Source organism: Nocardioides szechwanensis (genome assembly GCF_900103935.1).
GTDB lineage: Bacteria > Actinomycetota > Actinomycetes > Propionibacteriales > Nocardioidaceae > Nocardioides > Nocardioides szechwanensis.
In genome coordinates, this window is sequence record NZ_FNIC01000001.1 from 1,014,819 (window position 1) to 1,040,318 (window position 25,500).

Here is a 25,500-nt window from a genome sequence, read left to right on the forward strand (position 1 = left end):
CCTGCCACAGGGCCGTTGTGCACGCTCGCCATAGAACTGCATAAGTTTGCCGCTGTCGGCGGGCGGTCGCAGCCCGCACTCTGGTCCTGTGCCCCACTGCCCCGGCTTCGTCTCCGCCCTCGTCCTGCGCTGCGCTCGCGACGACCGGGCCGCGCTCGGCACGCTCTTCGACCTGCTCCACGCACCCGTTGCCGCGATGGTGGGCGGGTCCGGCATAGAGCGCGACGACCTGGTGGCCGAGGTGTTCCAAGAGGTGTGGGCCAACGCCAACCACTTCCGCCGTGGCGACGACCCGGTCGCCTGGGTGCTCGGCCTGGCTCGGCAGACGGGCGCTCGTGCGCCGGCCGCGATAGCGGTCTGACGGCGGTCCGCACGTAGGCACCGCCTCCGCCCGGCTAGGGACGGAGACGGCGGTACGACCCGCGGTGCGGAGTGATGCTTCACCCGACCTGGTGCTGAGTCGAGTTCGTTCGGTACCCCGGTGCCGCACGTCCATGCGGGTTCAGTCGGGCGTCTCGGTGGGTGGCGCGCCCCGGTGCTCGTCGGGCTCGTCGAGGAGCGTCCCCAGGTCGCCCATCACCCGGCGATGGAGAGCCTCGACCGTCGCGGCAATCGACTCGCCAGGGGGCTCGGGGGGCTCGGTGCCGACCGGCTCCGGGGCATAACTCATGGGGCGTCCTCTCTCGCGGCCGGCGCCCCATGCGTCCTGTGTGGCCGTGGTCTTCGGTGACCCGTGGCCGGTGCCCAGGGCGGCCTCGACCCAAACCCCTCAGTCGGCGAACGCGACCCCTCCGCCGAAGGAGTCGGAGACCAGCGCGGCGTCGAGCACGCGGTACGGCGCCGCCGAGGCCTGGGCGCGCAGGCGGAGCGCGGCCAGGGGCAGTGGCCCGGTCGACGCCAGCACCATCAGGTTGCCGTCACGGCGGCCGCGCAGCGTGGCCGGCTCCGCGCCCATGGCGAGCTGGGCGAACGACTCCCGCAGGCCCGCCAGCACCCGGCGGGTGTGCGCGAACGGCGCCCGGTCGGAGAGGTTGAGCAGGAACGTCCCGGCACCGAGCACCCGGGCCACGTCCTGGAAGTGCTCGCGGGTGAGGAGGTCGGCCGGCACCAGCCCGTCGTCGTACGCGTCGAGGACGAGGAGGTCGGCCTGCCCGTCGCGCAGCGCCGCGACCCCGGAGCGGCCGTCGACCGGCCGCACCTTGATCCCGCTGCGGCGCGGCAGCGGCAGCTCGGCGCGCACCAGCTCGGTGACCTCGGCGTCCGGCTCGAGCACGATCTGTGGCGACGACGGGCGGGTGGCCGCGACGTAGCGCGCCAGGGTCATGCCCGCTCCCCCGACATGGACGACCCGCAGCGGAGCCCCCGGCTCCCCCACCGCGTCGACGACGTCGCCCATCCGGCGTACGTAGTCGAAGGCGAGGTACGTCGGGTCGTCGAGGTCGACGTGCGACTGGTCGCGCCCGTCGTGGCGCAGCACGAACCCCCCGGCCCGCTCCGTCGCCACGATCTCCCACATGCGGCGACCCTCGCACACTCAGTCGTGGCGGGCCTTCCGGCGCTCCTCGGCCTCGCGCCAGCGTCGGCGCTGGTCGTCGTCCTGCAGCACCAGGGGCGGCACCGGGATCGGTCGGCGGTCCTCGTCGAGGGCGACCATCGTGAAGTAGCAGGTGTTGCAGTGCCGGATCCGTTGCTGGCGGATGTCCTCCGCGGACACCCGGATGCCGACCTCCAAGGAGGTACGGCCGGTGTAGTTGACCGAGGCCTCGAAGGTCACCAGCTCCCCGATGTGGATCGGCTCGCGGAACATCACCTGGTCGACCGAGAGGGTGACGACGTACTGCGAGGTGTACCTGCTGGCGCAGGTGAAGGCGACGTGGTCGAGCAGCTTGAGGATGCTGCCGCCGTGGACGTCGCCCGAGAAGTTGGCCATGTCCGGCGTCATCAGGACGGTCATCGACAGGCTGTGCCGGTCACCGGGGGCGGGTGCTGCTTCCTCTGCCATGGCGGGAAGCTACTCCACGACCGCCATGCTGACCCCGAGCCCGACCATCATCGTGCCGCCGGCCGCACCCAGCGCGTCGAGCCGCTCCGGCCGCCCGCCGAACCAGTCGCGCGCCTTGCCCGCCGCCAGTGCCCACAGGCTGTCGGAGGTCACGCACATCGCACCGAACACGGCGCCGAGCATCATGATCTGGGCGCTGGCGTGGCCGTCGGCGTCGTTGACGAAGTGCGGCAGGAACGCCAGGAAGAACACGATGGTCTTCGGGTTTGTCAGCCCCACGAAGAACCCCACGCGCAGGCTCTTGCGGGCCGACGCCGCTCGCATGGTGATCGCCCCGGGCTCGTCCATCGCGCCGAGCACCGCGCGGGCGTCGGCGCGGTGACGGATCGCCTGCACCCCCAGCCACACGACGTAGGCCGCCCCCACCAGCTTGATCGCCGTGTACGCCGTGGCGCTCGCCGCCACCACCGCCCCCAGCCCCAGCGCGATCGCCACGATCTGCGCCACGATGCCGAGCGCGTTGCCGACCACCGACAGCAGGGCGTCGCGTCGGCCGACGGTCAGCGCCCGCCCGATCGTGAACAGCAGGCTCGGCCCGGGCACCTGGATGAACAGCGCGCTCGCCACGACGAACGCGAGCCACTGGCTGGCGGTCGGCGACGGCAGGTCCATGTCAGGAGTATGGCCGAGCTCAGCCGTCCCCCGCGACGAGGATGTACCGCGCGGGCCACAGTCCCGAACGATCAGCCCCGGAGCCACTTCCGAAGCCCACCGTCGGGCAGGCCGGCGAGGACGGCCGGGTACGCCGCCACGATGGCGTCGGCGCGTGCCTCCTCGAGCGCGTGGAGTCGACCGAACGTGAACGTGTCCTCCCCCGCCTCCTGGGCGTGGGCCGCGATGTCGAGCAGCACCGAGCGTGTGACGACCGTGTCCTGGTGCTCCCCCAGCAGCTCCTGGAGCGCCTCGGCGAGACCGGCGAGGCGCGCGGCCGGCTCCCCGAGCACGGGCGCGGCCGACTCGGCGGCGTACCGCAGCCGCTTGGCAGCCTTCCGCACCTGGTGCAGGTGGTGCTCCTTGAGGGCCGGATCGTCGGTGCGCTCCCAGACCCGGTGCCGCCGGTGGACCCGCGCCAGGTCGGAGCGGAGCAGCTTCGGCAGCAGCGTGCGCGCTGGCCGGGCGGCCGACTCGTCGAACGGCGGAGAGTCCACGAGCACTCCCAGGTCCGACAACAGCCGGGCGTAGCGCTCGCCTCCGAGGGCCACCTGCGCCGCCGCCCGCCCGTCCCGGGCCCACGCACCCAGCTCGGTGTCGATCCGCTGGGACACGGGTCCACGCACCAGCGCGGCGGGCTCCTGGCGGAGGATCCCGTCCAGCCTCGCCTGCAGCACCTGGGCGTCGCGCGCCGGCGCCAGGACGCCTCCGAGCCAGCGCAGCTCGTCGGTCAGCGCCGCCGGGGTGTCACCGGCCAGCACGGGCCGGTACGCCGCCAGCGCGGAACGCATCCGACGGGCGGCGACCCGCATCTGGTGGACGCTCTCCTGCTCGCCGGACCTCAGCAGCGCGTCCTGCTCGAGGAGCCGGTTGCGGTGCTGGCCGAGGTAGTCGACGAACACCGATCCGGTCGGCTGCTCCAGGGTCACAGCGACCATCGTGACACGTGGCTATGCTCCCGAACGTGTTCACCCGACGCAGCGACGGGATCTACCTGGGCAAGGTCCAGGCCATGCGCCGCATCGTCCCCTACCTGATGCCCACCCGCACCGAGGCGACGGTCTACTACGAGCAGCACCTCCAGGTCGGGGACCTGCTGGCGTGGCTCGAGGACACCAACGCGGGGCGCCCGCCGGCCGAGCACGTCACGCTGTTCCACGTCTTCCTGACCGCGCTGGCGCGCACGCTCAAGCTCCGGCCGGAGGTCAACCGGTTCATCGCGGGCCGGCGGACCTACCAGCACACCGAGATCAGCATCTCCTTCATCGTGAAGACCGCGATGCGCGACGACGCGCCGGAGACCCAGGCGCGGCTGGTCTTCACCGGCGACGAGACGGTCGCGCAGGTCCGCGACGTCGTCACCGCCGCCGTGTCGCACGGGCGCGGGTCCGAGCAGGGCGACGACGACAGGCTCGTCGACTTCTTCGCCTCGTGGCCGCGCCCGGTCCTGGGACTGATCAGCCGAGCGATCACCTCGCTCGACTACCACAACGCCCTGCCCGGCCCCCTGCGCGACGCGATCCCCCTCTACACCAGCGTCTACCTGGTCAACACCGGCTCGATCGGCATCGACGCGCCCTTCCACCACCTCTTCGAGTACGGCTCGGCCAGCGTGTTCGTGGCCATCGGCCGGGTCGCCAAGGAGCCCGTGATCGACGAGCACGACCAGGTGGTCGCGAAGGACCGGGTCACCACCCGCTTCACGTTGGACGAGCGCGCGTCCGACGGCTTCTACTTCGCGCGTACGGCGGAGGTGTTCCGCCGCCTGGTCGAGGAGCCGGAGCTGCTGGCGACCGCCGACGTCACCGCCGAGCAGATCCTGGGCGGCTGGCCGCACCGGAGCTGACGCACACCGGCCAACTCAGAGGTGATCGGGCACGAACAGTGCGTCCGGGTCCCGGCGGACCGGCATCGCACCGACGCCCACGCGCGTCAGCTGGGCCGCGGCGGTCACGATCCGCCGGCGCCGGCGCGTGGACATCGCCTCCCATGCACCCGGCCGGCGGTGGTCGAGGAGCTGCCGGCTGCCCGCCTCGGCGGCCTCGTCGTACTCCGCCTGGGTGAACTCCGGACGCGCATCCACCGTCGGCCGCTCCGGCAGCGCGGTCAGCACCGGGAGCACGATCTCGCCCGCGGCGACCTTGCGCGGGTAGCGCTCCGCCATGGTCAGGGCGTCGTACGCCGCGTCGACGTCGCCGCGCCGCCAGGGCGGGCGGGTCACGGCGAACAGCCGGCGAGCCACGGCGTCGACCGCCACCGTCATCTCGTGCTCGGTGAACCTCATGGGCACCCATGATGGCGCACCCCGGGTCCTAGTGCCCCTGCCGCAGCGGGTCCTAGTGCCCTTCCGGCGGAGTTGCCCAGGCGTGAGGATCGGAGGGAGGGCACGGCCGGATCCGACGGTCAGCGCCGGTTCGGGGACCGTGCCGAGAAGGCGATTCACATGACGGTCCTGATGACAGGGTTCCCGGGGTTCCTCGGGTCCGCACTCCTCCCGCGCCTCCTGGCCCGGCGTGAGCACGTCCGGGCGGTCTGCCTGGTCCAGCCGGAGCACCGCGCACTGGCAGAGACCCGCGTCCTCGAGCTGGAGAACGACCATCCCCACCTGCGCGGGCGCATCGACCTGGTCGACGGCGACATCACCGCCCCCGACCTGGGCATCGACCCCGCGGAGCTCGCGGGCCTCGACGGCGTCACCGAGGTGTGGCACCTGGCGGCCGTCTACGACCTCGCGGTCGACCCCGAGCTGGCTCGCCGGGTCAACGTCGACGGGACCCAGCAGGTACTGGACTTCTGCCGCTCCCGGGCCCACCTGGGCCGGCTGCACTACGTCAGCACCTGCTACGTCAGCGGCCGCTACGAGGGCACCTTCACCGAGGACGGCCTCGACGAGGACCAGGAGTTCCGCAACCACTACGAGTCGACGAAGTACGACGCCGAGGTACTGGTCCGCGCGGCGATGGCCGAGGGCCTGCCGGCGACGATCTATCGCCCCGGGATCGTGGTCGGCGACTCCGAGACCGGTGAGACCCAGAAGTACGACGGCCCCTACTTCCTCGCGGAGTTCCTGCGCCGGCAACTGTCCGTCGCCGTGGTGCCGGCGGTCGGTGCCGCCGACGAGGTCAAGGTGTGCCTGGTCCCCCGCGACTTCGTCGTGGACGCCATGGACCAGCTCTCCGTCCTCCCCGCGTCGCTCGGCAAGACCTACGCCCTCACCGACCCCAACCCGCCGACCGTGCGCAGGCTGGTCGAGACGTTCGCCCACCACCTGGGCAAGCGGGTCCTGTGGGTCCGGCTGCCACTGGGCCTGACCCGGGCCGCCGTGGGCTCCGTGCCGGGCATGGAGCGACTGCTCGGGCTGCCGGCCGAGGCCCTCGACTACTTCGCCTCGCCGACGACGTACTCCACGACCAACACGACGACCGACCTCGCCGGCACCGGCGTCGCCTGCCCGTCGTTCGACGCCTACGCCGGAACGCTCCTGGACTTCATGGGAGCCCACCCCGAGTACGACTCCAAGGCCATGGTGTGAGCCCGCGACGCAAGGCCCAGCCGCCGGTGCAGCCTCCCCTGGTCATCGTCGAGGTCAGCCTCGCGGCCGCGGACCGCGACTGCGACGAACAGATCAGCTTCCTCCACCGCGACATCCGCTTCGTGCGCATCGGCACCAACGGTGACGTGCGCGCCGCGAAGACCCTGGTGCGGGAGTGGACGGCCACGGCCGACGCGATCGCGGTCACGGGGATCCGGGAGGCGCGGGCCGCCGGGCTGTACGACGGTGAGCTGGAGGCCGTCGAACGCGTCATGCGCGCCACGACCGACGTCCCGGTCACCGACGGTCACGGGCTCCGCGACGTCCTCCAGGAGTGGGCGATCCGGCACGTCCAAACCGAGATGCCCGGGTTCTTCAACAACGCGCGCACGGTCGTCCTCGGCGGGCTGAACCACGCGCGGACCGCCCGGGTGCTGCGTGAGTTCACCGACAACCTGGAGTTCGCCGACCCGCTGCTGCGCCTGGACCTTCCCGGCCGGATCAACGGCAACCCACTCCTCGAGATCGCGGCCAACGCCACCCTGTGGCCGGTACGACGGATGCCCGGCGTGGTGCGCGCGCAGATCCGAGCCCCGGGCCAGCGGCTCAGCAACGCCCTGACCCGCAGGGCCGCGCGCGACTGCGACGTCGTCGTGGCGACGTATGACGAGCTGGTCGCCTTCGGCCTCGAGGAGCTGGCCGGCAAGACCGTCGTCACTTCGACGATCTCCGAGGAGCGGCTCGCCGAGCTGGCCGCGCGGGGCGTCGACATGGTGCTCGACGCCACTCCCCAGCCCTTCCCGGTCACCGTCTCGGAGGCCGTGCTCGAGGCGATGATGATGGCCATCGTCTCCGACGGCGGGCGGCTGACCAACGACGACCTGCTCGACATGATCGTCTCGGCCGGCATGGAGCCGCGCCTGCTCTACCCGCACGGACCCAAGCGCAAGAGCAGGTTCGCGTTCGTCATTCACCCGCTGTCGCAGGAGTTCTTCGGGCGGGTCGAGCCGCTGGGCACGATCAGCAAGGTCGCGCCCCCGGTGGTGATGGACGTCGTGGAGAAGGTGGCGGCCTACTACCCGCCGTTCGTCTACAGCCACGTCACCGGCATCACGTCACCCACCGGGGCGGAGGCCGAGGGCTGGCTGATCTCGGTCGGCGGCACCCCGCGGGAGCTGATGGCGCACAGCCCGGAGTTCACCTACGCCCGGCTGCTGGACGCGGCCGACATCGCCAAGAAGCTCGGGGCGCAGGTGATGGGCCTCGGCGCCTTCACGAAGGTCGTCGGCGACGCCGGGGTCACCGTGGCCAAGCAGGCGTCGCTGCCGATCACCACGGGCAACAGCTACAGCGCGTCCGGCGCCCTGTGGGCGGCCCACGAAGCGGTCAACCAGCTCGGGCTCGCCGAGGTCGACGAGCACGGGCGGATCAAGGGCAAGACGATGGTCGTCGGCGCCACCGGCGCGATCGGCTCGGTCTGCGCCCGGCTGCTCGCGCTCGCCAGCGACGAGCTGTGGCTGGTGTCGCCCGAGACCGCCAAGCTGCTGGCGCTCAAGCACGAGATCGAGCGCGACAACCCACGCGCGGAGATCCACGTCGCCGCCACGCCCAGCGGTCACCTCCAGCACATGGACGTGATCGTCACGGCCACGTCGGGCGCCGGCAAGCGGGTCCTCGACATCATGGACGTGAAGCCCGGCTGCGTGATCACCGACGTGGCGCGGCCGCTGGACCTCTCGGCAGCCGACGTGGCCAAGCGGCCCGACGTACTCGTGGTGGAGTCGGGCGAGATCGAGCTCCCCGGCGACGTCAGGATGAAGGACATCGGTCTTCCGCCCGGCGTCGTCTACGCGTGCATGGCCGAGACCATCGCGCTCGCCCTCGAGGGTCGCTACGAGACGTTCACGGTCGGGCGCAACATCGAGTGGGCGAAGGTCAAGGAGATCTACCGGCTCGGCCTCAAGCACGGCATGAAGCTCGCCACGATCTCCGGCGTCAACGGGGTCTTCACCCCCGAGGACGTCGACCGGGTCCGCGAGCTCGCGCTGGAGCGGCGGGCGGTCGGCGTCTGAGGGCGAGGTCGCTCACCTCGCCAGCGCCGCCACCTCGTCCAGCCCCTCCTGCAGGCAGGCCTGCAGGACGTCGGTGTCTCTCACGGCCCGCTCGTCGACGTTGACCCCGATGCACGCCTGGTCGACGTGCGCGAGGAGCGTCGCCGCGACCGCCACCCCCGGCAGCGAGCCGAAGGGATAGATGCCCTCCACCCTGGCCCCGGCCATGTAAGTCGCCCGCGTCGGCCCTTGCATGGTCGACGCCGAGGCGTCCGCGGTCACGCCGAGCCCCAGGACGGCGGCGCCCACATCGGCCGGCAACAGGCCCACGACCGGAGCAAAGGCGCGTACGGCGTCCAGCGCGCGCTCGGTGTGCAGCGACAGCAGCTCGCCCCGCACGGCGGCGATCCGGTCGGCGGGGTCCTCGATCCCGGAGGGCGCCGCGATCATCGCTCCCGCGAAGCGCAGCCCCCCCATCGGGTCCTCGGCCCGGTCGAGCGAGACGCGGAGCCGGACCGGCACCTGCTCGAGGTCGACCCCGTGGACAGCGTGGTAGCGGTGGAGGCCGCCGGCCAGCGCCGCGACGAACGCGTCGTGCAGGGTCCCGCCGCCGACCCGACCCGCGGCCCGCAGCTCGGACAGCGAGCACGAGAGGGCCAGGAACCGCCACGAGCGGCCGTCCCGGTCGGCCAGCAGCGGCGAGTTGGGAGCCGGCGGCGCGGCGGCCAGGCGCCGTACGGAGGCGCCGTACCGCAGGGTCTCGGCGAGCACCGTCTGCGGGCGCAGGGCCGCGGACAGCCCGGCCCGCAGTCCCTGGAGGGCCCGCACGGGAGCGGCGGCCAGACCGTCACGCAGACCGTCCCGGGCCAGCTGGAGGGCGTCGGTCGTGGGCTGCTCCTCGTCCAGTGCCACGACCGGCTTGTCGGGGGTGTGCTGCCGCGTGTGGGACTGGAGCAGCGACAGGAGCTGGACGGTGCCCGCGCTGTCGGTGAGGGCGTGGTGGATCTTGAGGACGTGCGCCGCACCTCCCCCGTCGAGCCCGGTGACCAGCACGCCCTCCCACAGCGGGCGGGAGCGGTCGAAGGGGCGGAGCGCGAGCTCGCGTGCGACCTCGAGGACGTCGTCGATCGAGCCACTGCCCCCGACCGGCCGGCGTCGGAGGTGGTAGTCGAGCGAGAAGTGCGCGTCATCGACCCAGACGGGTGCCGTGGTCGGGAGCGCGGGGTCGAGGACCCGCTGCCGCAGCCGCCGCACCAGCGACGTACCCCACTCGTGCGCGTTGCGGAACCGCTCCCAGTCGGGCTCGCGGTCGAGCAGGATCACGGTGCACGACGTGGCCGAGCGCGCGGGGTGGCGCTCCGAGCGCCACATCATGGTCTCGAGCGGGTCCAGGACCGGCCGGCGGGACCAGGCGGCCGCGGCCGCCCAGCGCTCGAGGTCGGAGACCTCCTCGGTGTCGGCCATCAGTCGTCCTCCTCCGGCCACCGGGCCAGGGTCTCGGCGAAGCGCTCGTGCAGAGCGGCGACCTTGTCGTTCATGTTGTCCAGGGTCCAGTCGGTCTCGGGCTCGAGGACGCAGACGTCGACAACGCCGGCGTTGACGACCTTCGACCGGCGCCACATCAGCTCACCGGTGTTGCGCAGCACGACCGGGACGATCGGTACGCCGGACTGCACCGCGAGGTGGAACGCGCCCTTGCGGAACGGGCCGAGCACCGGGGTCGAAGACCGGGTGCCCTCCGGGAAGATCAGCAGCGACGTACCCCCACGGATGCGGTCCACGAGCGCGTCGAGGGCCTCACGTGCCTGGGCCGAGTCGCCCCGGTCCACGAAGGCCGGGGCGATGAGCAGCGACCCGAGCATCGCCCGCGGGTCGTGCCGGGCCTCCTTCTTGGCGACGACCGTGAAGTCCTCCTTGAGCAGCGAGCCCATGACCAGTACGTCGAGAGCGCTCTGGTGGTTGACGACGAAGACGGCCGGCCGGTGCGACCAGAGCCGGTCGGCGTTGCGCACGTCGAGCTCGACCCCGGTGAGCGCGAGTGGCAGCGCGCTGCCCAGCTTGATCGCGGTGTTGCGGCCGCGCCGCCCGTCGCGGGTGAGCAGCCCGACCGCGAGGCCGGCCGTGGCGCCGACGTTCATCCCGCCGAGCGCCGCCACCGTCCGGCCCAGTGACACCAGGGACGGGGTGACCGGGTCCCGCAGGTCGAGGACGGTCCAGCCGAGTCGCTGGGCGGCCATCCGCAGGCCGCGGTGCGGGTTGAGGGCGACCGGATGCCCGACGCTGGAGAGGAACGCCACGTCCTCGTAGCCGTTGCCGTAGGCGTGCGAGTCGCCGAGCACCACCTCGTGCTCCCGTGCGAACGCCCTGACCCCGGACGCCTTGTGACGGCCCCAGAGCATCGAGCCGACCGGCTGGCCGGTCAGCACGCCGTCCTCCACCTCGAGCCGCGTGCACACCAGGTGCTCGATGCCGAGGTCCCGGGCGATCGGCGCGATCTGGTACGACGTGGCCGCCGACGCCACGGCGACCGTGTGGCCCTTGCGCTGGTGGGCGCGGACGAGTGCCCGCGCCTCGGGCCGGATGGTGCCGGCGATCTTCTGCAGGAACAGGCGCTCCCCCAGGTCGGAGAACATCTCCTCGCTGACACCACGCAGGGCCGTGAACGCCACGTCGGCCACCCGCGTGGGGTCACCGCCGAGGATCTCACCGTCGACGGCGGTGACGACGGTGCGGACGAACTCGAGCGCCGAGACCTCGCCCTTGCGCAGCCGGTCGCCGTAGAACGTCGCCGCCGTGTAGCCCGCGACGAGGGTGCCGTCGAGGTCGAAGAACGCCCCGACCTGCGGCCCGCTCGGCCCCGCCTCGATCGCCTCGATGGCCTGCCGGACCGCCGGGGACAGACCGCTCACCGCGCCACCTTCGAGGGATCGGGCACCGCGACGTGGGGCTGCGCGGCGACGGCGAGATCGGCGATCACCGCCACCCGACGCAGCGAGTCCTGGATCTCGGCGAGGAACGCCTCCCGCCGTGTGGCCAGCTCCGGCCCCGGCTCGAGCAGCCCACGGTGCCGGGCCAGCGCCAACGCCGTGCGGTAGAGCTCCAGGGAGACCGACTCGGCCGAGCCGACCTTGCGCTGGAGCTGCCACTGCTGCCCGACCGCCAGGGCGTCGGCGAGCAGGGACTCGTCGTCGATCTGCGCGTCGCCCTGCTCGGCGAGCCGGTCGGCGAGCACGAGGTAGGCATCCAGGAACGGGCGCAGGACCAGATGGGCGAGGTGCGGCCGGGCCCGAGCCAGCAGGTCCGCCGCCCGCTCGGAGGTCAGGTCGAGCAGGTCCTCCCCGGCCAGGATCCGCAGCTCGGTGCGCAGCTCCTGCTCGAACTGGGCGCGCGCGGGGAAGAAGAACTCGAACTTGAGCAGGTCGCGGATCCGCTTGGCCTCGTCCCAGCCCACCTGCGCCGTCCCGCCGGGCGGCAGCTCGGCGTCGGCGTCGAGCTCGGCCACCGTCAGCAGGGCGAGCTCCCCGATGGCGCGGTCCACGAGGATGTGGATGACGGTGTTGCGGTAGAAGGCGGCCACGAGGTGCTGGTCCTCGAGGATGGTCCACACCGGCTCGGTGCCGCCGTCGTGCTGGCGGAGCACGCCGCTGACGGACAGCTCCTGCAGCGCCCGACGTACCGTCGCCCGGTCCTGGAGGTTGGCGGCGCCGGCGACCGGCCACTCCCGTTCGTCGATGTAGACGGCCAACGGCTCCACCGTGGCCAGGACCTCGTCCATCGTGAGCGCCCGGTCGGCACCGAGCAGGGCGAGCGACACGATCGCCGTGACGGTCACGGGCGTGGCGCGGTTGAGCCGGTGGGAGATGTCGAGCGCGACCCGCTCGATCGCCTGCTGCGAGGTGAGCCCGTCGGCGTGCAGCTCGTCGAGCCGCTCCCGTAGCGAGAACGGCTCGCCCACAGTGAGGTAGGCCCGGCCCATCCGGTTGCGCTGGAGCCGCGCGAAGCTGAACACGAAGCGGAGGTCCTCGGGCCGCTTGCGCGCACCGCGGGCCTCGGCCGTCATGCCGGCGACCTCGTGCAGCTGGTCGTAGACGATCGAGATAGGTACCACCTGGGCGTCGGGCGAGCCCGGACCCTCCACGGCGTCGACGAGGTACTTCAGGATCCCGTGCACCGGGGGCCGGAGCTTGCCGGTACGGGTGCGTCCGCCCTCGATGGACCACGCGAGGTTGCTGCGGTTGGCGACCAGCTGCCGGATGTAGGAGCGCAGGGTCAGCCGGTAAACCGGCAGGTCCGTGGTCTTGCGGCGGATGAAGATCATGCCGGTCCGGCTGGCCAGGGCACCGAACACCGGCAGGTTGAGGTTGGCGCCACCGAACACGAACGTCGGGCTGAACCGGCGCGCCCCCAGCACGTTCGGGATGACGAAGCCGTCGAGGTAGGAGCGGTGGCTGAAGGCCAGGCCCAGGCTGTGCTGGCGGTCGAGCTGTCGCAGCCGCTGGATCTGCTCCTCGTCGACCACGATGTCGTAGGCGCGCATGAACCACGCCCCGAGCCTGGCCCACTGCTCGGTGATCCGGTCACCGTGCTCGGCGGCCATCTCGTCGAGGTAGGACGTCGCCTCCGCCCGCACCGCCGCGACGTCGCTGCCCTGCGCCTCGGCCATCGTGGCGAGCTCGCGCGCGAAGGCCTCGTCCTCCAGAAGCTCCACGGCCTCGCGCGGGAGGCCGCTGCCGGGCCGCAGTCGTTCGGCTGCCCTGGCGACCAGTCCCCGGGCCTGGTGGCTGATCCCTGTCATGTGGCCCTCTTCGGAGTGGTCGTCTTCTTGGTCGCCTTCTTGGCCGTCGTCCTCTTGGCCGTCGTCCTCTTGGCCGGCTTGCTCCGCGCGGCGTACGCCGCCTCCAGCTCCGCCAGCGCCTCGCCGGTGTGGACCGCGAGCTTCTGGAGGTGCGGGACGGAGTCACGGTCGCCGATGAACCCGAAGTTGAGGGTGTCGGCGTAGGACTCGAGGGTGATGTTGAGGGCCATGCCGTGGATCGGGATGGACATCGGGTAGATCGCCTCGAGCCGCGAGCCGTTGAGGTAGAGCACCTCGCGCGGTCCCGGCACGTTGGAGAGGCAGACGTTGAAGGCCACGGGGAACGGGTTCCGGACGCCTGCCATGGCGCTGAGGACCTGCGGCCCCTGCGGAGCCAGCATGTAGCCCGACCAGGCGAGCGCGGCGAGCTGGCTCATCCCCGACATCGAGGCCTTCGCCTTCTCCGTCGACTCGATGACCGCCCGCAGGCGCGCGATCGGCTCGGCGTGGTCGGTGCCCATCGTGGCGAGCGTGGCCCCGACCTTGTTGCCACCGCCCTCGTCGTCCGCGCCGCGGAGGCTGACCGGCATGAAAGCGATCAGCGGCTTGGTCGGCAGGGCGTCGAGCTCGGTGAGGTAGGCCCGGAGCCCGCCTCCGCAGATCGCCATCACCACGTCGTTCACGGTGCCGCCGGACTGGCGGGACAGGGCGCGCAGGCGCTCCATGTCGTACTGCTGCGTGGCGAACCGGCGGTTCCGACCGGTGCGGCCGTTGAGGATGGTGTGCGGCGCGCTGAAGCTGTCGACGACTGCCGGGTCCTTGAGCCGGTCGGTCTGGAGCTTCACCACGGCACGCGTGACGTCGTTGCCCATGCCGACCACGGCACCCACGCCCTTGGCGACCCCGGTGACGGGCGCGCTCAGCCGGTCGCGCAACGAGAGCGCCTCCCGTTGGTGGCGGGGGCGCTTGGTGGGGGGCAGGCTGAAGAAGAAGGGCATGTCGCGCTTCTCCGGGTCCTTGGACAGCATCCGTCCCTGGAGCTTGACCCCGGTGAAGCCGTCGACGAGCGCGTGGTGGACCTTCGTGTAGATCGCGAACCGGCCGCCCTCGAGGCCCTCGATGATGTGCATCTCCCACGGCGGCCGGGAGAAGTCGATCTGGTGGCTGTGCAGCCGCGAGACGAGGACGCCGAGCTCCCGCTCGTCCCCCGGGCTGGCCAGCGCCGAGCGGCGCACGTGGTAGTCGATGTCGAAGCCCTCGTCCTGGACCCACGACTGGAGGGGATGCATCAGCAGCTGGGGGTGCGAGAGCTTGAGGTTCCACGGCGCCTCGACCGGGGCCTCGCGCAGGTGGGCGGTCAGGTCACGCAGGTACGACGGTCCGGCGCCGGCCGGCGGGGTGAACGGCATCAGCGACGCCACGTGGAACATCGTCTCGGGCGTCTCTCCCCACAGGAACATGGCGTCCTGGGCCGGCACCCTCCGACTGCGCGTCATGACCGGGAACCTACTCCGCCGCGCAATCCTCCGGGCCGGGGCGAAGCTCAGGGACCTTTGCCCCTGTGTCGCGGAGGCCCTCCGGATGTGTCCTGGAGGTAGCCCTGACAGACGTGGAGGAGCTCGCGAAAGGAGTCGTGTCATGCAAGCACGCGTGGGAGACCGGATCGTGATCCGGAGCCAGCACCTGGGCCAGGCGGTCCGCGACGCGGAGGTCCTCGAGGTGAACCACCCCGACGGCTCGCCGCCGTACGTCGTCCGGTGGTCCGACACCGGGCACGAGGCCCTGTTCTTCCCGGGCGCCGACGCCTACATCGACCATCCCGAGCAGCGGACGCCTCCGGCCGGGAAATGAGCGACACCAAGGGCAACAACGCAACCGCCGGCGGAGGGGCGATCTACGGACTCGGGATCTTGGGCGCCTGGGTCTACTTCTGGCAGCAGGCCGACGGGTTCTGGTGGTACGTCCTCGCCATCCTGGAGGGCCTGGTCTGGCCCGCGTTCCTGGTCTACGAGGGGTTGGGCGCCCTGAGGTGACGAGACGGAGACCCTGACGCTGGGTTCAGGCGTCGCCCGCGACGTCGCGTCCGTCCACCGTGTGCGGGTTCTCGTCGATCGCGGCGACGGCCGGTGTGGGCTCAGGGACCACGCCCGGGGGCCTGCGGTCCAGGTGGACACCGGCGATCATGCAGCGCACCGAGCCGCCGGCGAGCTCGATCGTGGGGATGTCGACGTCGACCAGGGTGCACGACTGCTCGATCACGGCGACCTGGTCGGGGCGCAGGCTCCGGCGCGCCCGTGACGACATCGCCATGACGTAGCTGCGGCGCCCGTCCGGCGTACGACCGCAGAGCTCGACCGCGTTGCCGGCGAACTCACGGATCTGCTCCTCGGTGAGCTCGACGACCTGACGCCCGTTGACCGAGAGGCGCTCGCGGACCTGCTCGCGACGCGCCAGGTCAGGGATCATCTCGAGCGCGATCATCGCGACGTCGGTGCCGATGCAGGCGATCACGTTGGTGTGGTAGACCGGCACGCCCCCGGCGTCGACGGCGTCGAAGGCCATCGGCTCGTAGCCGAAGTCGGTGCAGAACCGCTCGAGGACGTGGGTGTCGGCGCGGTGGCTCACCGCGGTGTAGGCGACCCGCGAGACGTGGTCGAGGACCATCGCGCCGGTGCCTTCGAGGAAGATGCCGTCGGGCTCGAGGCCCGAGTAGTCGACGATGGTCTGCACCCGGTAGCTGGACTTGAGCATCTCCAGTACGTCGGCGCGCCGCTCGTGGCGGCGGTTGGAGGCGTACATCGGGTAGACCGCGACCATCCCGCCCGCGTGGGTGGAGAGCCAGTTGTTGGGGAACACGCTGTCGGGCCGCGTGTGGTCCTGGTCGTCGAACACGTGGACGCGTACGCCGGCCTCGCGCAGCGCCTCGGCCAGCGCGTCCATCTCGGCCAGCGCCTTGGCCGCCGTCGCCTGCTCGGACTGCCCCGCCGGCGTCCGGGCCTGGAACGCGTTGTCGGCGGCGGTCGCGGGGTTGGGGACGAACCGCTCGGCGCGGACCAAGATGACAGCGGACGGGGCCTGGGCACTCACGGGTCGAACCTAGACGACCGCCGGCCGGTCCCGGACGGCGCTGGGCTCGTAGGGTGGGGCACACCTCATGCCACCCCCTGGACCGCCCACCGACCCGCCGCGTCTGCTGCTCGCGGTCGACGCGCCGTCCCTGCTGCACCGCAACCACCACGCCCGGGCGGACTCAGCCCTCCACGACCACGGCGGCCGCCCGGCGTGGGCGCTGCACGGGATGCTGCGCCAGATCCTGGAGGTCGTCGACCAGTTCGCCCCTGACGCCGTCGTCTTCGGGCTCGACGACCGCGTCGCGTCCGTGCGCACGGAGACCTACCCGGCGTACAAGGCGGGACGCCGCGAGAAGGACCCGGCGCTGGTCGACCAGCTGGAGCGCGCCGGCGCCCTCCTCGACGCCCTCGGCCTGCAGACCGTCACCCCCGCCGGGCTGGAGGCGGACGACGTCAGCGCGTCGGCCGCCGCCTGGGCGGAGCGCTCGGGATGGAACTGCGTGATCGTCACCTCCGACCGCGACTCGTTCGCCCACATCAGCGCCCGGACCCAGGTGCTGCGCCTGATCGCCGGCGGGATCGCCGGCTCCCCCCTGCTCAACCCCGCCCGGCTCCACACCCTCTACGGCATCCCCGCCGAGCACTACCTCGAGTACGCCGCCCTGCGCGGCGACGTCAGCGACAACCTGCCGGGAGTGCCGGGGATCGGCGAGAAGTCCGCACCGGTGCTGCTCTCCCAGATGGGCTCGATGCAGGCGGTCTGGGCCGACATCGACCACTGCGACGGCGCCACCCTGGTGGCCGCCCTCGACTCCTACTGCGACGAGACCGGCGTACGCCGGATCGGTGCCGGGCTGCTCAAGAAGCTCACCGCTGCCGGCGCCCGGGAGCGCTACGAGTTCAACCACTCGATCATGTCGGGGCGCACCGACCTCGACCTCGGTCTGACTCCCGACGTGCCTGGCTCCCCCGGCCTCCTGCCGCTGCACCCCGACCGGGTGTCGCGGGTGGTCGGCCACCTGGGCGTCCCCTCGACCACCCAGCTGGCCCTGCGCGTCCTCACGGAGCCACCGGCCTCTGCGCGCGACTAGTAGGCCCAGGTGGCCGTTGCATGCCGCGCGGCGGGCGGTCAGGCGATGTCCCGGCGACGGGTCGCGTCGACCGACACCAGAAGGGCGCCCGCCGCATAGACGCACAGCAGCAGCGCCGCCGGCCAGACGTCCTGCAGCACACCCTCTCGGTTCAGTCCGGTGATCCCCTGCGCGAGCGCACCGGGGACGAAGCGGTGGGCGTCCGGGAGCTCGACGAGCACGTTCTCGATGAACAGCAGCCAGATGAACAGCGCCACGAAGGTGGGCACCTGGGCCCGGATGATGGCCCCGACGGCGAGGCCGATGACCCCGAGGAGCCCACCTGCGATTGCGCCGCCGGCCAGGAGCTCGACGTAGTCGCCGGCGGTCGGGGTCGATGCCAGGCCCCGGATCGACAGCGTGACCTGGGCAGCGACGGACGCGGTCACGACCGAGACGATCACCGCGAGGGCGCCGGTGCCGGCCGAGACCAGGGCTTTGGCCGCGATGACCCTGGCCCGCCGCGGGGTGGCCAGCACGGTGGGGCGGATCGTGCCGGTCCGGAACTCGGCGGTGATCGAGAGAGCGCCGATCAGGGCCGCGAAGAGGCCGCCGAGGCTGATGCCGATGTCTGTGAGCAGCTCCCGCTGACCGTCGCCGGCGGCGAGCCGTTCGTCGGGGAGCGCGTAGGTGTGGACGACGATGGCGAGTACGACCAGCCCAGCGAGGGCAGCGAGCAGGCCGACAATGGTCGTGGTCGTCGTGACCTTGGCCGTCTCGCTGCGCAGCTGGCGGATCACAGCGCCACCGCCTGAGTGATCGCCAAGTAGGTCTGCTCGAGAGATCCGCCGTCCCGGGCGATCTCGGTCATCGACTGGTCAGCGAGGAGCCTCCCCTGGTTGATGATGAGCACCCGGTCGACCGACTGCTCGACCTCGGCGAGCACGTGGCTGGAGACCAGGACGGCGCCGCCCCCGTCGGCGAACCGGCGGAGGAACGCGCGGAGCCAGTGAACCCCAGCGGGATCAAGACCGTTGATCGGCTCGTCGAGGATCAGCAGCTTCGGGTCGCCCAGGAGGGCCGTCGCCAACCCGAGACGTTGCCGCATGCCAAGGGAGTAGCCGCCGACCTTGCGGTCCGCGACCGCGCTGAGGTCGACGAGCTCGAGAACCTCCGCGACCCGGTGCTCGTCGATCCCCGACGACAGGGCGAGCACTCGCACGTGGTTGCGGCCGGTCCGGTTGGGGTGGAAGTCGGCAAACTCGAGCACCGCACCGACCGAGCGGGTCGGCTCGTCCAGGTCGGCGTACCGACGACCGAAGACACGTGCCGTGCCGCTGGTCGGGGCCGCGAGGCCGAGCAGGAGCCGGAGGGTGGTCGACTTGCCGGCACCGTTCGGGCCGAGGAACCCGGCGATCTCCCCGCCGTGCAGGGCGAAGCTCAGGTGGTCGACGGCCGGGACGCCGCCGAAGCTCTTGGTCAGGCCCTCGACCTCGGCGACCGGGGCGCTCATGACTTCCCTCTGCGGAGGAGGTAGATGGCCAGGCCGATGCCGACGACGACGGCGAGGATGGCGAGATGGACGAGTTGCTGGGAGTCGGCGCTCGGCGCCGAGGTGGTCATCACGCTTCGAGGCTAGGAGCGGCGGGCACCGGCCCGAAACGCCCGCGCGACGGATCCTTGGGGTCCACGCCGTGTGGATAGATGTCCCCCGCACGGGGGATTGGTGGCCGTCGCCCGAGGGCTAGGCTCGCTCGGTGTCAGCAATGACGATCGAGCGCGGATACACCGTGCGACAGGGCAGCTTCGTCGGGGCACGTCGGCTCGGGCTCGACGCCCTGCTCGCCGTCGGTTGCTTCACCGCCTGGCTTCCGCTGCTGGCTCAGCAGCGGAGCCCCGACCTCACCGACGTCCTCCTCCTGGGCGCTGCGACAGCGCCGCTCGCGGTCTGGCGCCTGGCCCCGCTGACCGTGTTCGTCGTCACCGCGGTCCCGGCTGTCGCCCTCGCTTGGCGCGGAGAGGTGCTCTGGCCACCCCTCGGTCCCTGCCTGGCTCTCTACCTGCTCGCCGCGAGCCGAGAGGGCAAGAGTCGCTGGAACGTGCGCCTCATCGCGGCGGTGGTCGGGCTGCTCGTCATCTACCTCGGCGTGGTCGTGGCCGGCTCGCGTTCGGTGTCGACCGACCTCGGTCACGCCCTGCTCGCTGGCGCGGTGGCCTGGTTCGCGGGCGAACGGACCCGGCTTCGTCGTCAAGAGCTCCTGGACCTGCACGACCGGATGCGGCGCTCGGAGGACTCTGCCGAACGAGAGCTGCAGCTGGCCGTGGCCGAGGAGCGCACCCAGATCGCCCGGGACCTGCATGACTCGGTCGGCCACGCCCTCACGTTGATCACCGTCCGCGCCGGCGCCGCCCGGCTACGGCGGGACCCGGATGCAGCAATCACCGCCCTGACCGACATCGAGACGATCGCCCGGGACACCACCGCTGACATCGAGCAGATCGTCAGCCCGCTTCGAGGCTCCATCAGCGCAGACCATGCCCCGGTGGGCCTGGCTTCCGTCGAGACGCTCGTCGCCCAGTTCCGGGCAGCCGGCCACGAGGTGGCCCTCACGCAGCCAGAGGAGGTCACCGGACTCAGCGTGAGCGCGGACCAGGGTGCGTTCCGGATCATCCAGGAGTCGCTGACCAACGCCGCCCGCCACGGCAGCGGCCCGACAACCCTGTCCATCGGGACAAGTGAAAGCGCCCTGCTGGTCACCATCACCAACCCCGTCGCCGAACCCAACAAGGCAGCGGACAACGGACGGCACGGCGTCACCGGCATGCGCGAGCGAGCCAGGCTCCTGGGAGGCTCCCTGGTCGCCGAGGAGGCCGAAGGCGAGTTCCGGGTCGAGCTACGCCTCCCCCGTCAGGATGCACAGCCGTGAGTCAGGTGCGGGTGCTTCTCGTCGACGACGACCACCTGATGCGGGCCGGGCTCGCGGGGCTTCTCACCATCGATCCCTCCCTCGAGGTGGTCGCTCAGGCGGCGACGGGCGCGGAGGCGATCGTCCTCACGCGGCGGTACCGGCCGGACGTCGTACTCATGGACGTGCAGATGCCGGGCCTCGACGGCATCGCCGCGACCCAGCAGCTCGTGGCGGAGATCCCCGAGGTGCGCGTCCTGATCCTGACCACCTTCGAGCTCGACGACTACGTCTTCGGGGCGCTCCGGGCAGGTGCGTCCGGCTTCGTGCTCAAGCGCACCAGGCCGGAGGACCTCATCGCCGCCGTGCACACGGTCGCAGACGGCGAGGCGCTGCTCTCACCCTCGGTGACCCGGCGAGTGATCGACCGCATGGCCCAACAACCGATGCCCCGGCTGAGCGGGACCAGCGTCCTGGAGACACTCACGCCCCGAGAGCGCGAGGTGCTGGGTTACCTCGCCCAGGGTCTCTCGAACCGCGAGATCGCGGACGCCCTGGTGGTCGAGGAATCCACCGTCCGCACCCACGTCAAGCACGTCCTGAACAAGCTCGGCCTGCGCGATCGGATCCAAGCCGTGATCTTCTCCTACGAGAACGGCATCAACGAACCGCGACAGTGAAGCCTATCTGGACGGCGGCGAGGAACCGGTTGGGATTGCGGGCCACCGCCGCGACGTGGGCGCCGCGGCTGCTCTGGCGTTCCATGGCGGTGAGATGACTCTCCCGAAAGGAGATGAGCGCGATCTCGGTGGCAGCGAAGACACCGCCGAAGAGGACGAAGAGCCCCACCAGGCCGAAGTTCGAGAAGGTCTGGGTGTCCATCAGGCCGGTTCAACCCCGGTCGTTTCCATGGGCGAACGGCGGCACCTTTGAGCGTCGTCCATGCGCCATAGCCTAGGCGGGACCTGGTGTTAGCCCTGAACGCGCATCGGTCAACGGAGCGCGAATCCGAGCCACGACCCCAGCACGAGGGTGCTGACGAGCAGCTCGATGCGTCGAGCCCAGGTCTTCGGATACAGCCGGCCCTCGAAGTAGTGCGCGACGAAGCCTTCGTCGTGCAGGCCTTCGCGGCCCGCTCCCACCCGACCCCAGTTCTCGACGATGGAGAGCGGGCATCTGGGCCGCCAGATAGCCATCCGGGCACCCCAGAGTGCGGAGGCGAGGTGGGGTAACACGACCCACGGCAACACCCAGGCAAGGAAGCCACCGAGCACCGCGAACGCGACGAACAGAATGTGCAACGTCCAGGCGAAAGCGGCGACGAGACGATGCACAGTGAAAGTCTAGGCTGGGGTCGAGCGGTGACCGGCAGCCGCCTCGGGTCCGCCGTGGCCTGCAGCGGCTCCAGCGTGGCGTCTGTGACGTCGGCCGTGACATCGACGAGAAGGGCCCTCACCGCTGAGCACGAGCCGGGTCAGTCCGGCGCCGCCGGGCCACCCTGGTGCACGTCCAGGTGCAGCCGGCGGCTGACCAGCTCGACCGCCGGCCCGAGCAGGAAGATGACCGCGAGGGTGCCCACCCCGATGGTGGCTCCGAGCAACCAGCCGATCACCGCTCCCCCGCCCTGGACGGCGCTGTAGCTCCAGCGGAACGGGACCGGCGGGTCCCACGCCAGCGCGGCGCCTTCCGCGGGCCCGGCACCGGTGTGGCTGCCGAGGTACATCGCGATGCCGACAGCCAGCACCGGGAACGCCGCCACGAGCAGCAGCGCGCGCAGGGCCAGCTCGTCGGGGGTGCTCAGCAGGTCGAGGCACACGGACACGGTGATCCCCACGAGCACCACCTGGACCACGGTGCCGGGGCCGGGACGGACCCCCCGGGCGGCCGCCAGCAGCACCAGCGCGGCGCCCACCAGCAGGTTCACGACCGCGAAGGACAGGCCGCTGCGCAGCGAGATCCCGTTCACCAGCGTGGAGTAACCGTCGGAGCCGAGGTCGGCCAGGAGCAGCAGCGAGACGCCGACGCCGAGCACCACGCAGCCGGCCAGCAGGAGCAGGAACTGGCGTCCGGAGGGCATCACGACGGCCAGTGTCCTCGGAGCCCGGGTCAACGGCCGTAGTGGTACCGACAGGCCGCGATCCGGACCTCGGTGTCGGTCACCTTGTAGACCAGCCGATGCTCGTCGGTGATGCGGCGCGACCAGTAGCCGGCGAAGTCGTGCTTGAGCGGCTCAGGCTTGCCGATCCCCTCGTTGCCGTTGCGCACGACATCGCTGATGAGCAGGTTGCTGCGCTTGAGGACCTTGCGGTCCTGGGTCTGCCACCACAGGCAGTCCTCCCAGGCGTTGCGGTCCCACACCAGCCGCATCGTCAGTCGTCGTCCGCGAGGTCATGGGCTTCGCCGGCACCCTCCTCGAGACGCTCCATGGCGTCGAGCAGACGGCGAGCGTTGGTCGGCGACCGCATCAGGTAGGCGGTCTCGCGCAGCGACTCGAAGTCTTCTAGCGACACGATCACCACCGAGGGGTGACCGGCGCGCGTGATCACGACCTCTTCCCGGTCGTTGACGACATCGTCGAGCACCTGGGCGTAGCGCGCCCGGGACTCGGTGTAGCTCAGCGTCTTCATCATCGCATCCTTTCCGTACAGGAAACTGTACAGGACTTCGAATGCCGAGTGACCGAAATGAATCACACCCGGACCTACATCCGCCGGTCCGGGTGTCGTCGACGTCTTGGGACGTCAGGTCGGTCGGGCTGACGGTGTGCTGGTTCAGGACATAGGCAAGGGATGTCTCAAGACATAGGCAACACGTTGTCTGAAGAGATCGCGGAGGATCTCGGCTCCGGGATGCTCGGTCGTGTCGAGAGCCAGACTGGTCATCACCGCCATCAGCACCCAGGGTCTGAGTGAGGCCGAAGCCGCCAGGACCTACGGGGTCTCACAGGGCTGGGTCAGCCGTCCGTTGGCCCGCTACCGGGCCGAGGGCGAGGCCGCGTTCGAACCCAGATCACGCCGACCCACGACCTGCACATCTCCCGCTCGACGATCAGCCGTCACCTGACCAGGGCCGGACTGGTCACCTGCTGGTCCAGGGCCTACACATCACCGTGGTCAACGCCATCACCGGCGAACGGCTGCGCGAGCTGATCCTCAACCCGAACACCCAAAGGACCCACCAGAAGAACCCCAAAATGAACAACACCCGAACCTGCTTTCGCAGGTCCGGGTGTCGCCGATGTCTTGAGACATCACACGGTCGGGCTGACAGGATTTGAACCTGCGACCCCTTGACCCCCAGGCGTCGGCCGCGGGTTTCTGGGGGTCCGTGATCGTCCGTTTCACGCTCAACCACGGGGTTCTGGACGATGGCAGATTTCGGCGGACGAGAGCAAATGGTGTGCGAAAATGGTGTGCAAACCGACAGGCCCCGAACTGTCCAATGAACGCTCCTCTTCCGGTTGCCACGCTTGCTCCTGACGGTGTCCGCTCATAGCTGCGATCCGGCCGACGCGTAGAGCGTCCCTGAGGCGGCGGAAGGGACGCGGGTTGCCAGTAGGTCCTAGGGTCACGACCGTGACGAACACCAACTGGTCAGATTGGCACGACGCCTACGCGAGGCCGGACTCCGGACTGGCCGACCGGCTCACCGCCGTACGCGCCCAGATCAGCCGCCGCCTTGACGCGACCGCTCCGGACCCGGTGCGCGTAGTCAGCGCCTGCTCTGGCGACGGTCGCGACCTACTCGGCGTTCTGGATCGACGTTCGGACGCTGACCGGGTCACTGCCCTCCTGGTCGAATACGACTCTGAGTTGGCCTCCCGCGCCCGAGCAGCCGCCAAGACCCTGTCCGCGCGGGTCGAGGTGCGACAAGCCGACGCGGCGCAGAGCGACGTCTACGCGGACGCGGTTCCGGCCGACCTCGTGCTGCTCTGCGGGATCTTCGGCAACATCAGCGACGCCGACGTCCGCACCACTATCGACGCAGCCCCTCAGCTATGCGCGCCCGCAGCAGAGGTGATCTGGACGCGCCACCGCGGCGATCCCGACCTCACCCCGTCCATCAGGGAATGGTTCGCCGGCGCCGGCTTCGAGGAGGTCGCGTTCGTCGCCCCCGACGCAGACGACTGGTCAGTGGGCGTCCACCGCCTCGCCTCCGACCCCCGTCCCCTGGATCCCGGGCGGCAATGGTTCACGTTCTTCCGGTGACCGCGACTCGCACCTTGCCTACCTCAGGGTTCCGGACGCGACACTAACGCGGCGGTTTGCCACAGTACGACTAACGTCGGTTTGGCCATCCCGCGCGGTTGAATGCATGGGCGGAGAAGCAGAACGTCACCGATCGGCACGTGCCTGCTTCCTTCGGGCGTTTGCTGCGTACACTCGGGCGCCCTTCATGCACAGCTGGGCCATCTGCGTGCTGATGTTGAAGTGCTCGGCGACGGTCGCGTTGTCGGCGTCTTTGAAGGCGAGCTTGCGGGCGGCCTGTTCGGGCACGAGGAGTGCGCTCGAGAGGAACTGAGCTTGCTTTTCGACCGTGGGGCTGAACACGCGGTCGTGCTCCTGTGTCAGGAGCGTCTCGGGGAACGCGTGTTCCAAGAGGTGGTGGCTCAATTCGTGGGCGATCGTGGATCGTCGGCGGACGTGTTCGTGCGCGTCGTTCTCGAGGATGAGGCGCGCCGGCCCGATCGGGACGATGGCTGCAGACCATGCCTTCTTCCGGGTGACGAGGAAGTGTTGGATAGTCGCGCGGGCGCAGCCGGATTCCTCAAGTTCGGAGATCGGGTAGACGGGGATCCCGTGCGCTTCGGCGAGGGCGTACGGGTCGAGTGGGTCCATGGGGCCCAAGCCAAGGTCGTGGCGTTCCTGCGCCGCGACCTCGGCCATCGCCTTCTGGGTCCACTTCTGGTTCATCGCTCCCGGGCCGGCCTGTCGTTGTGGAAGCGGCGGACGGCGGAGGAGATGAGTTCCTCGAGGTGGTCGACGTCTTGCGGTTTGAGGTCCTTGCGCGCGCGCAGGAGCGGGGCGAGGCTCGCGACGAGGTCTGGCTCCTCGCGCTCTTCTTGATTCTCGGACTTGATGAAGTTCTCGGCCGCGATGTTGAGCCAGGTGACCATGCTGGTAAACGCGGTCGCGTCGGGCGTGTAGCCGTTGGCGAGGCGAGACAGGGTGGACGGGCTCAGGTCAAGAACCCCGGCGAGCTGACGCCAGGACAGCTCTTTTGAGTTTCGTGCTGCGTCGAGGGCGGCGTGCAGGCTCGCAACGTCTATGGACGTGGACGCCATGGGTCTCCGTTCAGAAATGTTTGACAAGTCAAACAGTGTTGCTGGTATCGTTCAGGATGGGAGGTGTTTGAATAATCG

At 70.8% G+C, this 25,500-nt stretch carries 31 protein-coding genes; 11 read left to right on the forward strand and 20 right to left on the reverse strand.

The features are described from left to right. Nucleotides 1–88 precede the first annotated feature (88 nt). Nucleotides 89–361 carry an RNA polymerase sigma factor gene (locus tag BLR90_RS20895; protein ID WP_170254178.1) on the forward strand — a complete coding sequence of 91 codons (273 nt, stop codon included), beginning with the start codon at nucleotides 89–91 and terminating at the stop codon, nucleotides 359–361. A gap of 141 nt (nucleotides 362–502) precedes the next feature. On the opposite strand, the gene BLR90_RS20900 is transcribed toward BLR90_RS20895, so the two are convergent. From BLR90_RS20900 to BLR90_RS04875, 5 genes are all read right to left on the reverse strand, one after another. Then, nucleotides 503–670: a hypothetical protein gene (locus tag BLR90_RS20900; RefSeq protein WP_170254177.1), complete on the reverse strand. Its 168-nt coding sequence runs from the start codon at nucleotides 668–670 to the stop codon at nucleotides 503–505. 99 nt (nucleotides 671–769) lie between these two features. Then, the gene (locus tag BLR90_RS04860) at nucleotides 770–1,516 is read right to left on the reverse strand and encodes a spermidine synthase (protein ID WP_091022976.1); all 747 of its coding nucleotides are present in this window, start codon (nucleotides 1,514–1,516) and stop codon (nucleotides 770–772) included. A gap of 18 nt (nucleotides 1,517–1,534) precedes the next feature. Next, on the reverse strand, nucleotides 1,535–2,002 hold the full coding sequence (locus BLR90_RS04865; RefSeq protein ID WP_091022978.1) for an acyl-CoA thioesterase: 468 nt from the start codon (nucleotides 2,000–2,002) through the stop codon (nucleotides 1,535–1,537). Between the two features lie 9 nt (nucleotides 2,003–2,011). After that, nucleotides 2,012–2,674 (reverse strand): LysE family translocator, encoded by a 663-nt coding sequence (locus tag BLR90_RS04870; RefSeq protein ID WP_091022980.1) that lies wholly within the window; start codon nucleotides 2,672–2,674, stop codon nucleotides 2,012–2,014. 71 nt (nucleotides 2,675–2,745) lie between these two features. After that, entirely contained in the window at nucleotides 2,746–3,642 is an 897-nt protein-coding gene (locus BLR90_RS04875; RefSeq protein WP_170254176.1) for a CHAD domain-containing protein, read from the reverse strand. Nucleotides 3,643–3,677: 35 nt separating this feature from the next. Here BLR90_RS04875 and BLR90_RS04880 point away from each other — a divergent pair, with 35 nt between their 5' ends. After that, the gene (locus BLR90_RS04880) at nucleotides 3,678–4,559 is read left to right on the forward strand and encodes a 2-oxo acid dehydrogenase subunit E2 (protein WP_143016108.1); all 882 of its coding nucleotides are present in this window, start codon (nucleotides 3,678–3,680) and stop codon (nucleotides 4,557–4,559) included. A 15-nt stretch (nucleotides 4,560–4,574) separates the two neighbouring features. Here BLR90_RS04880 and BLR90_RS04885 read toward each other — a convergent pair whose 3' ends face one another. Then, nucleotides 4,575–4,997, reverse strand: a complete 423-nt coding sequence (locus BLR90_RS04885) for a hypothetical protein (protein WP_091022985.1) — start codon at nucleotides 4,995–4,997, stop codon at nucleotides 4,575–4,577. 159 nt (nucleotides 4,998–5,156) lie between these two features. Here BLR90_RS04885 and BLR90_RS04890 point away from each other — a divergent pair, with 159 nt between their 5' ends. Continuing rightward, nucleotides 5,157–6,245: an SDR family oxidoreductase gene (locus tag BLR90_RS04890; RefSeq protein WP_091022987.1), complete on the forward strand. Its 1,089-nt coding sequence runs from the start codon at nucleotides 5,157–5,159 to the stop codon at nucleotides 6,243–6,245. Further along, entirely contained in the window at nucleotides 6,242–8,317 is a 2,076-nt protein-coding gene (locus BLR90_RS04895) for a dehydrogenase (RefSeq protein ID WP_245715153.1), read from the forward strand. Before BLR90_RS04890 ends, BLR90_RS04895 begins: the two co-directional genes overlap by 4 nt. A 12-nt stretch (nucleotides 8,318–8,329) precedes the next feature. Here the strand turns inward: BLR90_RS04895 and BLR90_RS04900 are convergent, their stop codons facing one another. From BLR90_RS04900 to BLR90_RS04915, 4 genes are read right to left on the reverse strand one after another with little or no spacing between them, the layout of a single operon-like run. Continuing rightward, nucleotides 8,330–9,760 carry a wax ester/triacylglycerol synthase domain-containing protein gene (locus tag BLR90_RS04900; RefSeq protein ID WP_091022989.1) on the reverse strand — a complete coding sequence of 477 codons (1,431 nt, stop codon included), beginning with the start codon at nucleotides 9,758–9,760 and terminating at the stop codon, nucleotides 8,330–8,332. Beyond that, nucleotides 9,760–11,205 carry an HAD-IB family hydrolase gene (locus BLR90_RS04905; protein WP_091022991.1) on the reverse strand — a complete coding sequence of 482 codons (1,446 nt, stop codon included), beginning with the start codon at nucleotides 11,203–11,205 and terminating at the stop codon, nucleotides 9,760–9,762. The genes BLR90_RS04900 and BLR90_RS04905 overlap by 1 nt, the downstream gene beginning before the upstream one ends. After that, on the reverse strand, nucleotides 11,202–13,091 hold the full coding sequence (locus BLR90_RS04910) for a lysophospholipid acyltransferase (RefSeq protein WP_091022993.1): 1,890 nt from the start codon (nucleotides 13,089–13,091) through the stop codon (nucleotides 11,202–11,204). Before BLR90_RS04910 ends, BLR90_RS04905 begins: the two co-directional genes overlap by 4 nt. Then, complete coding sequence (locus BLR90_RS04915) at nucleotides 13,088–14,587, reverse strand: WS/DGAT/MGAT family O-acyltransferase (RefSeq protein ID WP_218029274.1); 1,500 nt, start codon at nucleotides 14,585–14,587, stop codon at nucleotides 13,088–13,090. The genes BLR90_RS04910 and BLR90_RS04915 overlap by 4 nt, the downstream gene beginning before the upstream one ends. 142 nt (nucleotides 14,588–14,729) lie before the next feature. Here BLR90_RS04915 and BLR90_RS04920 point away from each other — a divergent pair, with 142 nt between their 5' ends. Beyond that, nucleotides 14,730–14,942, forward strand: coding sequence for a DUF1918 domain-containing protein (locus BLR90_RS04920; protein ID WP_091022994.1), 213 nt, complete (start codon nucleotides 14,730–14,732; stop codon nucleotides 14,940–14,942). Next, nucleotides 14,939–15,124, forward strand: coding sequence for a hypothetical protein (locus BLR90_RS04925; RefSeq protein WP_091022996.1), 186 nt, complete (start codon nucleotides 14,939–14,941; stop codon nucleotides 15,122–15,124). The genes BLR90_RS04920 and BLR90_RS04925 overlap by 4 nt, the downstream gene beginning before the upstream one ends. 25 nt (nucleotides 15,125–15,149) lie before the next feature. Here the strand turns inward: BLR90_RS04925 and ctlX are convergent, their stop codons facing one another. After that, nucleotides 15,150–16,178, reverse strand: coding sequence for a citrulline utilization hydrolase CtlX (ctlX, locus tag BLR90_RS04930; RefSeq protein ID WP_091022998.1), 1,029 nt, complete (start codon nucleotides 16,176–16,178; stop codon nucleotides 15,150–15,152). Nucleotides 16,179–16,245: 67 nt separating this feature from the next. On the opposite strand from ctlX, the gene BLR90_RS04935 reads away from it, so the two are divergent. Next, on the forward strand, nucleotides 16,246–17,253 hold the full coding sequence (locus tag BLR90_RS04935) for a 5'-3' exonuclease (RefSeq protein WP_091022999.1): 1,008 nt from the start codon (nucleotides 16,246–16,248) through the stop codon (nucleotides 17,251–17,253). Nucleotides 17,254–17,291: 38 nt separating this feature from the next. On the opposite strand, the gene BLR90_RS04940 is transcribed toward BLR90_RS04935, so the two are convergent. Further along, the gene (locus tag BLR90_RS04940; protein ID WP_091023001.1) at nucleotides 17,292–18,032 is read right to left on the reverse strand and encodes an ABC transporter permease; all 741 of its coding nucleotides are present in this window, start codon (nucleotides 18,030–18,032) and stop codon (nucleotides 17,292–17,294) included. Then, nucleotides 18,029–18,745, reverse strand: a complete 717-nt coding sequence (locus tag BLR90_RS04945; protein ID WP_091023003.1) for an ABC transporter ATP-binding protein — start codon at nucleotides 18,743–18,745, stop codon at nucleotides 18,029–18,031. Before BLR90_RS04945 ends, BLR90_RS04940 begins: the two co-directional genes overlap by 4 nt. 253 nt (nucleotides 18,746–18,998) lie before the next feature. On the opposite strand from BLR90_RS04945, the gene BLR90_RS04950 reads away from it, so the two are divergent. Together BLR90_RS04950 and BLR90_RS04955 are read left to right on the forward strand one after the other, a co-directional pair. After that, on the forward strand, nucleotides 18,999–20,159 hold the full coding sequence (locus BLR90_RS04950; RefSeq protein ID WP_091023005.1) for a sensor histidine kinase: 1,161 nt from the start codon (nucleotides 18,999–19,001) through the stop codon (nucleotides 20,157–20,159). Continuing rightward, nucleotides 20,156–20,818, forward strand: a complete 663-nt coding sequence (locus BLR90_RS04955) for a response regulator (RefSeq protein WP_091023007.1) — start codon at nucleotides 20,156–20,158, stop codon at nucleotides 20,816–20,818. The genes BLR90_RS04950 and BLR90_RS04955 overlap by 4 nt, the downstream gene beginning before the upstream one ends. Here the strand turns inward: BLR90_RS04955 and BLR90_RS04960 are convergent. The 5 genes from BLR90_RS04960 to BLR90_RS04980 form a co-directional block, all read right to left on the reverse strand. Continuing rightward, nucleotides 20,799–21,020 carry a CNNM domain-containing protein gene (locus tag BLR90_RS04960; protein WP_091023009.1) on the reverse strand — a complete coding sequence of 74 codons (222 nt, stop codon included), beginning with the start codon at nucleotides 21,018–21,020 and terminating at the stop codon, nucleotides 20,799–20,801. The two genes, BLR90_RS04955 and BLR90_RS04960, sit on opposite strands and share 20 nt — an antisense overlap. Before the next feature lie 110 nt (nucleotides 21,021–21,130). Further along, on the reverse strand, nucleotides 21,131–21,472 hold the full coding sequence (locus tag BLR90_RS04965) for a DUF2784 domain-containing protein (RefSeq protein WP_091023011.1): 342 nt from the start codon (nucleotides 21,470–21,472) through the stop codon (nucleotides 21,131–21,133). Nucleotides 21,473–21,612: 140 nt separating this feature from the next. Beyond that, nucleotides 21,613–22,215, reverse strand: a complete 603-nt coding sequence (locus tag BLR90_RS04970) for a DUF6198 family protein (RefSeq protein ID WP_091023012.1) — start codon at nucleotides 22,213–22,215, stop codon at nucleotides 21,613–21,615. A gap of 29 nt (nucleotides 22,216–22,244) precedes the next feature. Beyond that, the gene (locus BLR90_RS04975) at nucleotides 22,245–22,505 is read right to left on the reverse strand and encodes a Txe/YoeB family addiction module toxin (protein WP_091023014.1); all 261 of its coding nucleotides are present in this window, start codon (nucleotides 22,503–22,505) and stop codon (nucleotides 22,245–22,247) included. Nucleotides 22,506–22,507: 2 nt separating this feature from the next. Next, on the reverse strand, nucleotides 22,508–22,765 hold the full coding sequence (locus tag BLR90_RS04980; protein ID WP_091023016.1) for a type II toxin-antitoxin system Phd/YefM family antitoxin: 258 nt from the start codon (nucleotides 22,763–22,765) through the stop codon (nucleotides 22,508–22,510). Between the two features lie 232 nt (nucleotides 22,766–22,997). On the opposite strand from BLR90_RS04980, the gene BLR90_RS04985 reads away from it, so the two are divergent. Both BLR90_RS04985 and BLR90_RS04990 read left to right on the forward strand, forming a co-directional pair. Beyond that, a complete protein-coding gene (locus BLR90_RS04985) occupies nucleotides 22,998–23,201 on the forward strand; it encodes a helix-turn-helix domain-containing protein (protein WP_170254175.1) in 204 nt (67 codons plus the stop codon). A gap of 512 nt (nucleotides 23,202–23,713) precedes the next feature. Further along, nucleotides 23,714–24,346 (forward strand): class I SAM-dependent methyltransferase, encoded by a 633-nt coding sequence (locus tag BLR90_RS04990; protein ID WP_091023019.1) that lies wholly within the window; start codon nucleotides 23,714–23,716, stop codon nucleotides 24,344–24,346. A 126-nt stretch (nucleotides 24,347–24,472) separates the two neighbouring features. On the opposite strand, the gene BLR90_RS04995 is transcribed toward BLR90_RS04990, so the two are convergent. Together BLR90_RS04995 and BLR90_RS05000 are read right to left on the reverse strand one after the other, a co-directional pair. Continuing rightward, nucleotides 24,473–25,051, reverse strand: a complete 579-nt coding sequence (locus tag BLR90_RS04995; protein WP_091023021.1) for an ImmA/IrrE family metallo-endopeptidase — start codon at nucleotides 25,049–25,051, stop codon at nucleotides 24,473–24,475. After that, a complete protein-coding gene (locus BLR90_RS05000) occupies nucleotides 25,048–25,422 on the reverse strand; it encodes a helix-turn-helix domain-containing protein (protein ID WP_091023023.1) in 375 nt (124 codons plus the stop codon). The genes BLR90_RS04995 and BLR90_RS05000 overlap by 4 nt, the downstream gene beginning before the upstream one ends. Nucleotides 25,423–25,500 lie beyond the last annotated feature (78 nt).

What these genes read in the sequence shown, in the direction of transcription:
- BLR90_RS20900 (WP_170254177.1), bottom strand. Translation starts at nt 670, where the DNA reads ATGAGTTATGCCCCGGAGCCGGTCGGCACCGAGCCCCCCGAGCCCCCT.
- BLR90_RS04860 (WP_091022976.1), bottom strand. Translation starts at nt 1,516, where the DNA reads ATGTGGGAGATCGTGGCGACGGAGCGGGCCGGGGGGTTCGTGCTGCGC.
- BLR90_RS04865 (WP_091022978.1), bottom strand. Translation starts at nt 2,002, where the DNA reads ATGGCAGAGGAAGCAGCACCCGCCCCCGGTGACCGGCACAGCCTGTCG.
- BLR90_RS04870 (WP_091022980.1), bottom strand. Translation starts at nt 2,674, where the DNA reads ATGGACCTGCCGTCGCCGACCGCCAGCCAGTGGCTCGCGTTCGTCGTG.
- BLR90_RS04885 (WP_091022985.1), bottom strand. Translation starts at nt 4,997, where the DNA reads ATGAGGTTCACCGAGCACGAGATGACGGTGGCGGTCGACGCCGTGGCT.
- BLR90_RS04890 (WP_091022987.1), top strand. Translation starts at nt 5,157, where the DNA reads ATGACGGTCCTGATGACAGGGTTCCCGGGGTTCCTCGGGTCCGCACTC.
- BLR90_RS04900 (WP_091022989.1), bottom strand. Translation starts at nt 9,760, where the DNA reads ATGGCCGACACCGAGGAGGTCTCCGACCTCGAGCGCTGGGCGGCCGCG.
- BLR90_RS04910 (WP_091022993.1), bottom strand. Translation starts at nt 13,091, where the DNA reads ATGACAGGGATCAGCCACCAGGCCCGGGGACTGGTCGCCAGGGCAGCC.
- BLR90_RS04915 (WP_218029274.1), bottom strand. Translation starts at nt 14,587, where the DNA reads ATGACGCGCAGTCGGAGGGTGCCGGCCCAGGACGCCATGTTCCTGTGG.
- BLR90_RS04920 (WP_091022994.1), top strand. Translation starts at nt 14,730, where the DNA reads ATGCAAGCACGCGTGGGAGACCGGATCGTGATCCGGAGCCAGCACCTG.
- BLR90_RS04925 (WP_091022996.1), top strand. Translation starts at nt 14,939, where the DNA reads ATGAGCGACACCAAGGGCAACAACGCAACCGCCGGCGGAGGGGCGATC.
- BLR90_RS04935 (WP_091022999.1), top strand. Translation starts at nt 16,246, where the DNA reads ATGCCACCCCCTGGACCGCCCACCGACCCGCCGCGTCTGCTGCTCGCG.
- BLR90_RS04945 (WP_091023003.1), bottom strand. Translation starts at nt 18,745, where the DNA reads ATGAGCGCCCCGGTCGCCGAGGTCGAGGGCCTGACCAAGAGCTTCGGC.
- BLR90_RS04950 (WP_091023005.1), top strand. Translation starts at nt 18,999, where the DNA reads ATGACGATCGAGCGCGGATACACCGTGCGACAGGGCAGCTTCGTCGGG.
- BLR90_RS04960 (WP_091023009.1), bottom strand. Translation starts at nt 21,020, where the DNA reads ATGGACACCCAGACCTTCTCGAACTTCGGCCTGGTGGGGCTCTTCGTC.
- BLR90_RS04970 (WP_091023012.1), bottom strand. Translation starts at nt 22,215, where the DNA reads ATGCCCTCCGGACGCCAGTTCCTGCTCCTGCTGGCCGGCTGCGTGGTG.
- BLR90_RS04975 (WP_091023014.1), bottom strand. Translation starts at nt 22,505, where the DNA reads ATGCGGCTGGTGTGGGACCGCAACGCCTGGGAGGACTGCCTGTGGTGG.
- BLR90_RS04980 (WP_091023016.1), bottom strand. Translation starts at nt 22,765, where the DNA reads ATGAAGACGCTGAGCTACACCGAGTCCCGGGCGCGCTACGCCCAGGTG.
- BLR90_RS04995 (WP_091023021.1), bottom strand. Translation starts at nt 25,051, where the DNA reads ATGAACCAGAAGTGGACCCAGAAGGCGATGGCCGAGGTCGCGGCGCAG.
- BLR90_RS05000 (WP_091023023.1), bottom strand. Translation starts at nt 25,422, where the DNA reads ATGGCGTCCACGTCCATAGACGTTGCGAGCCTGCACGCCGCCCTCGAC.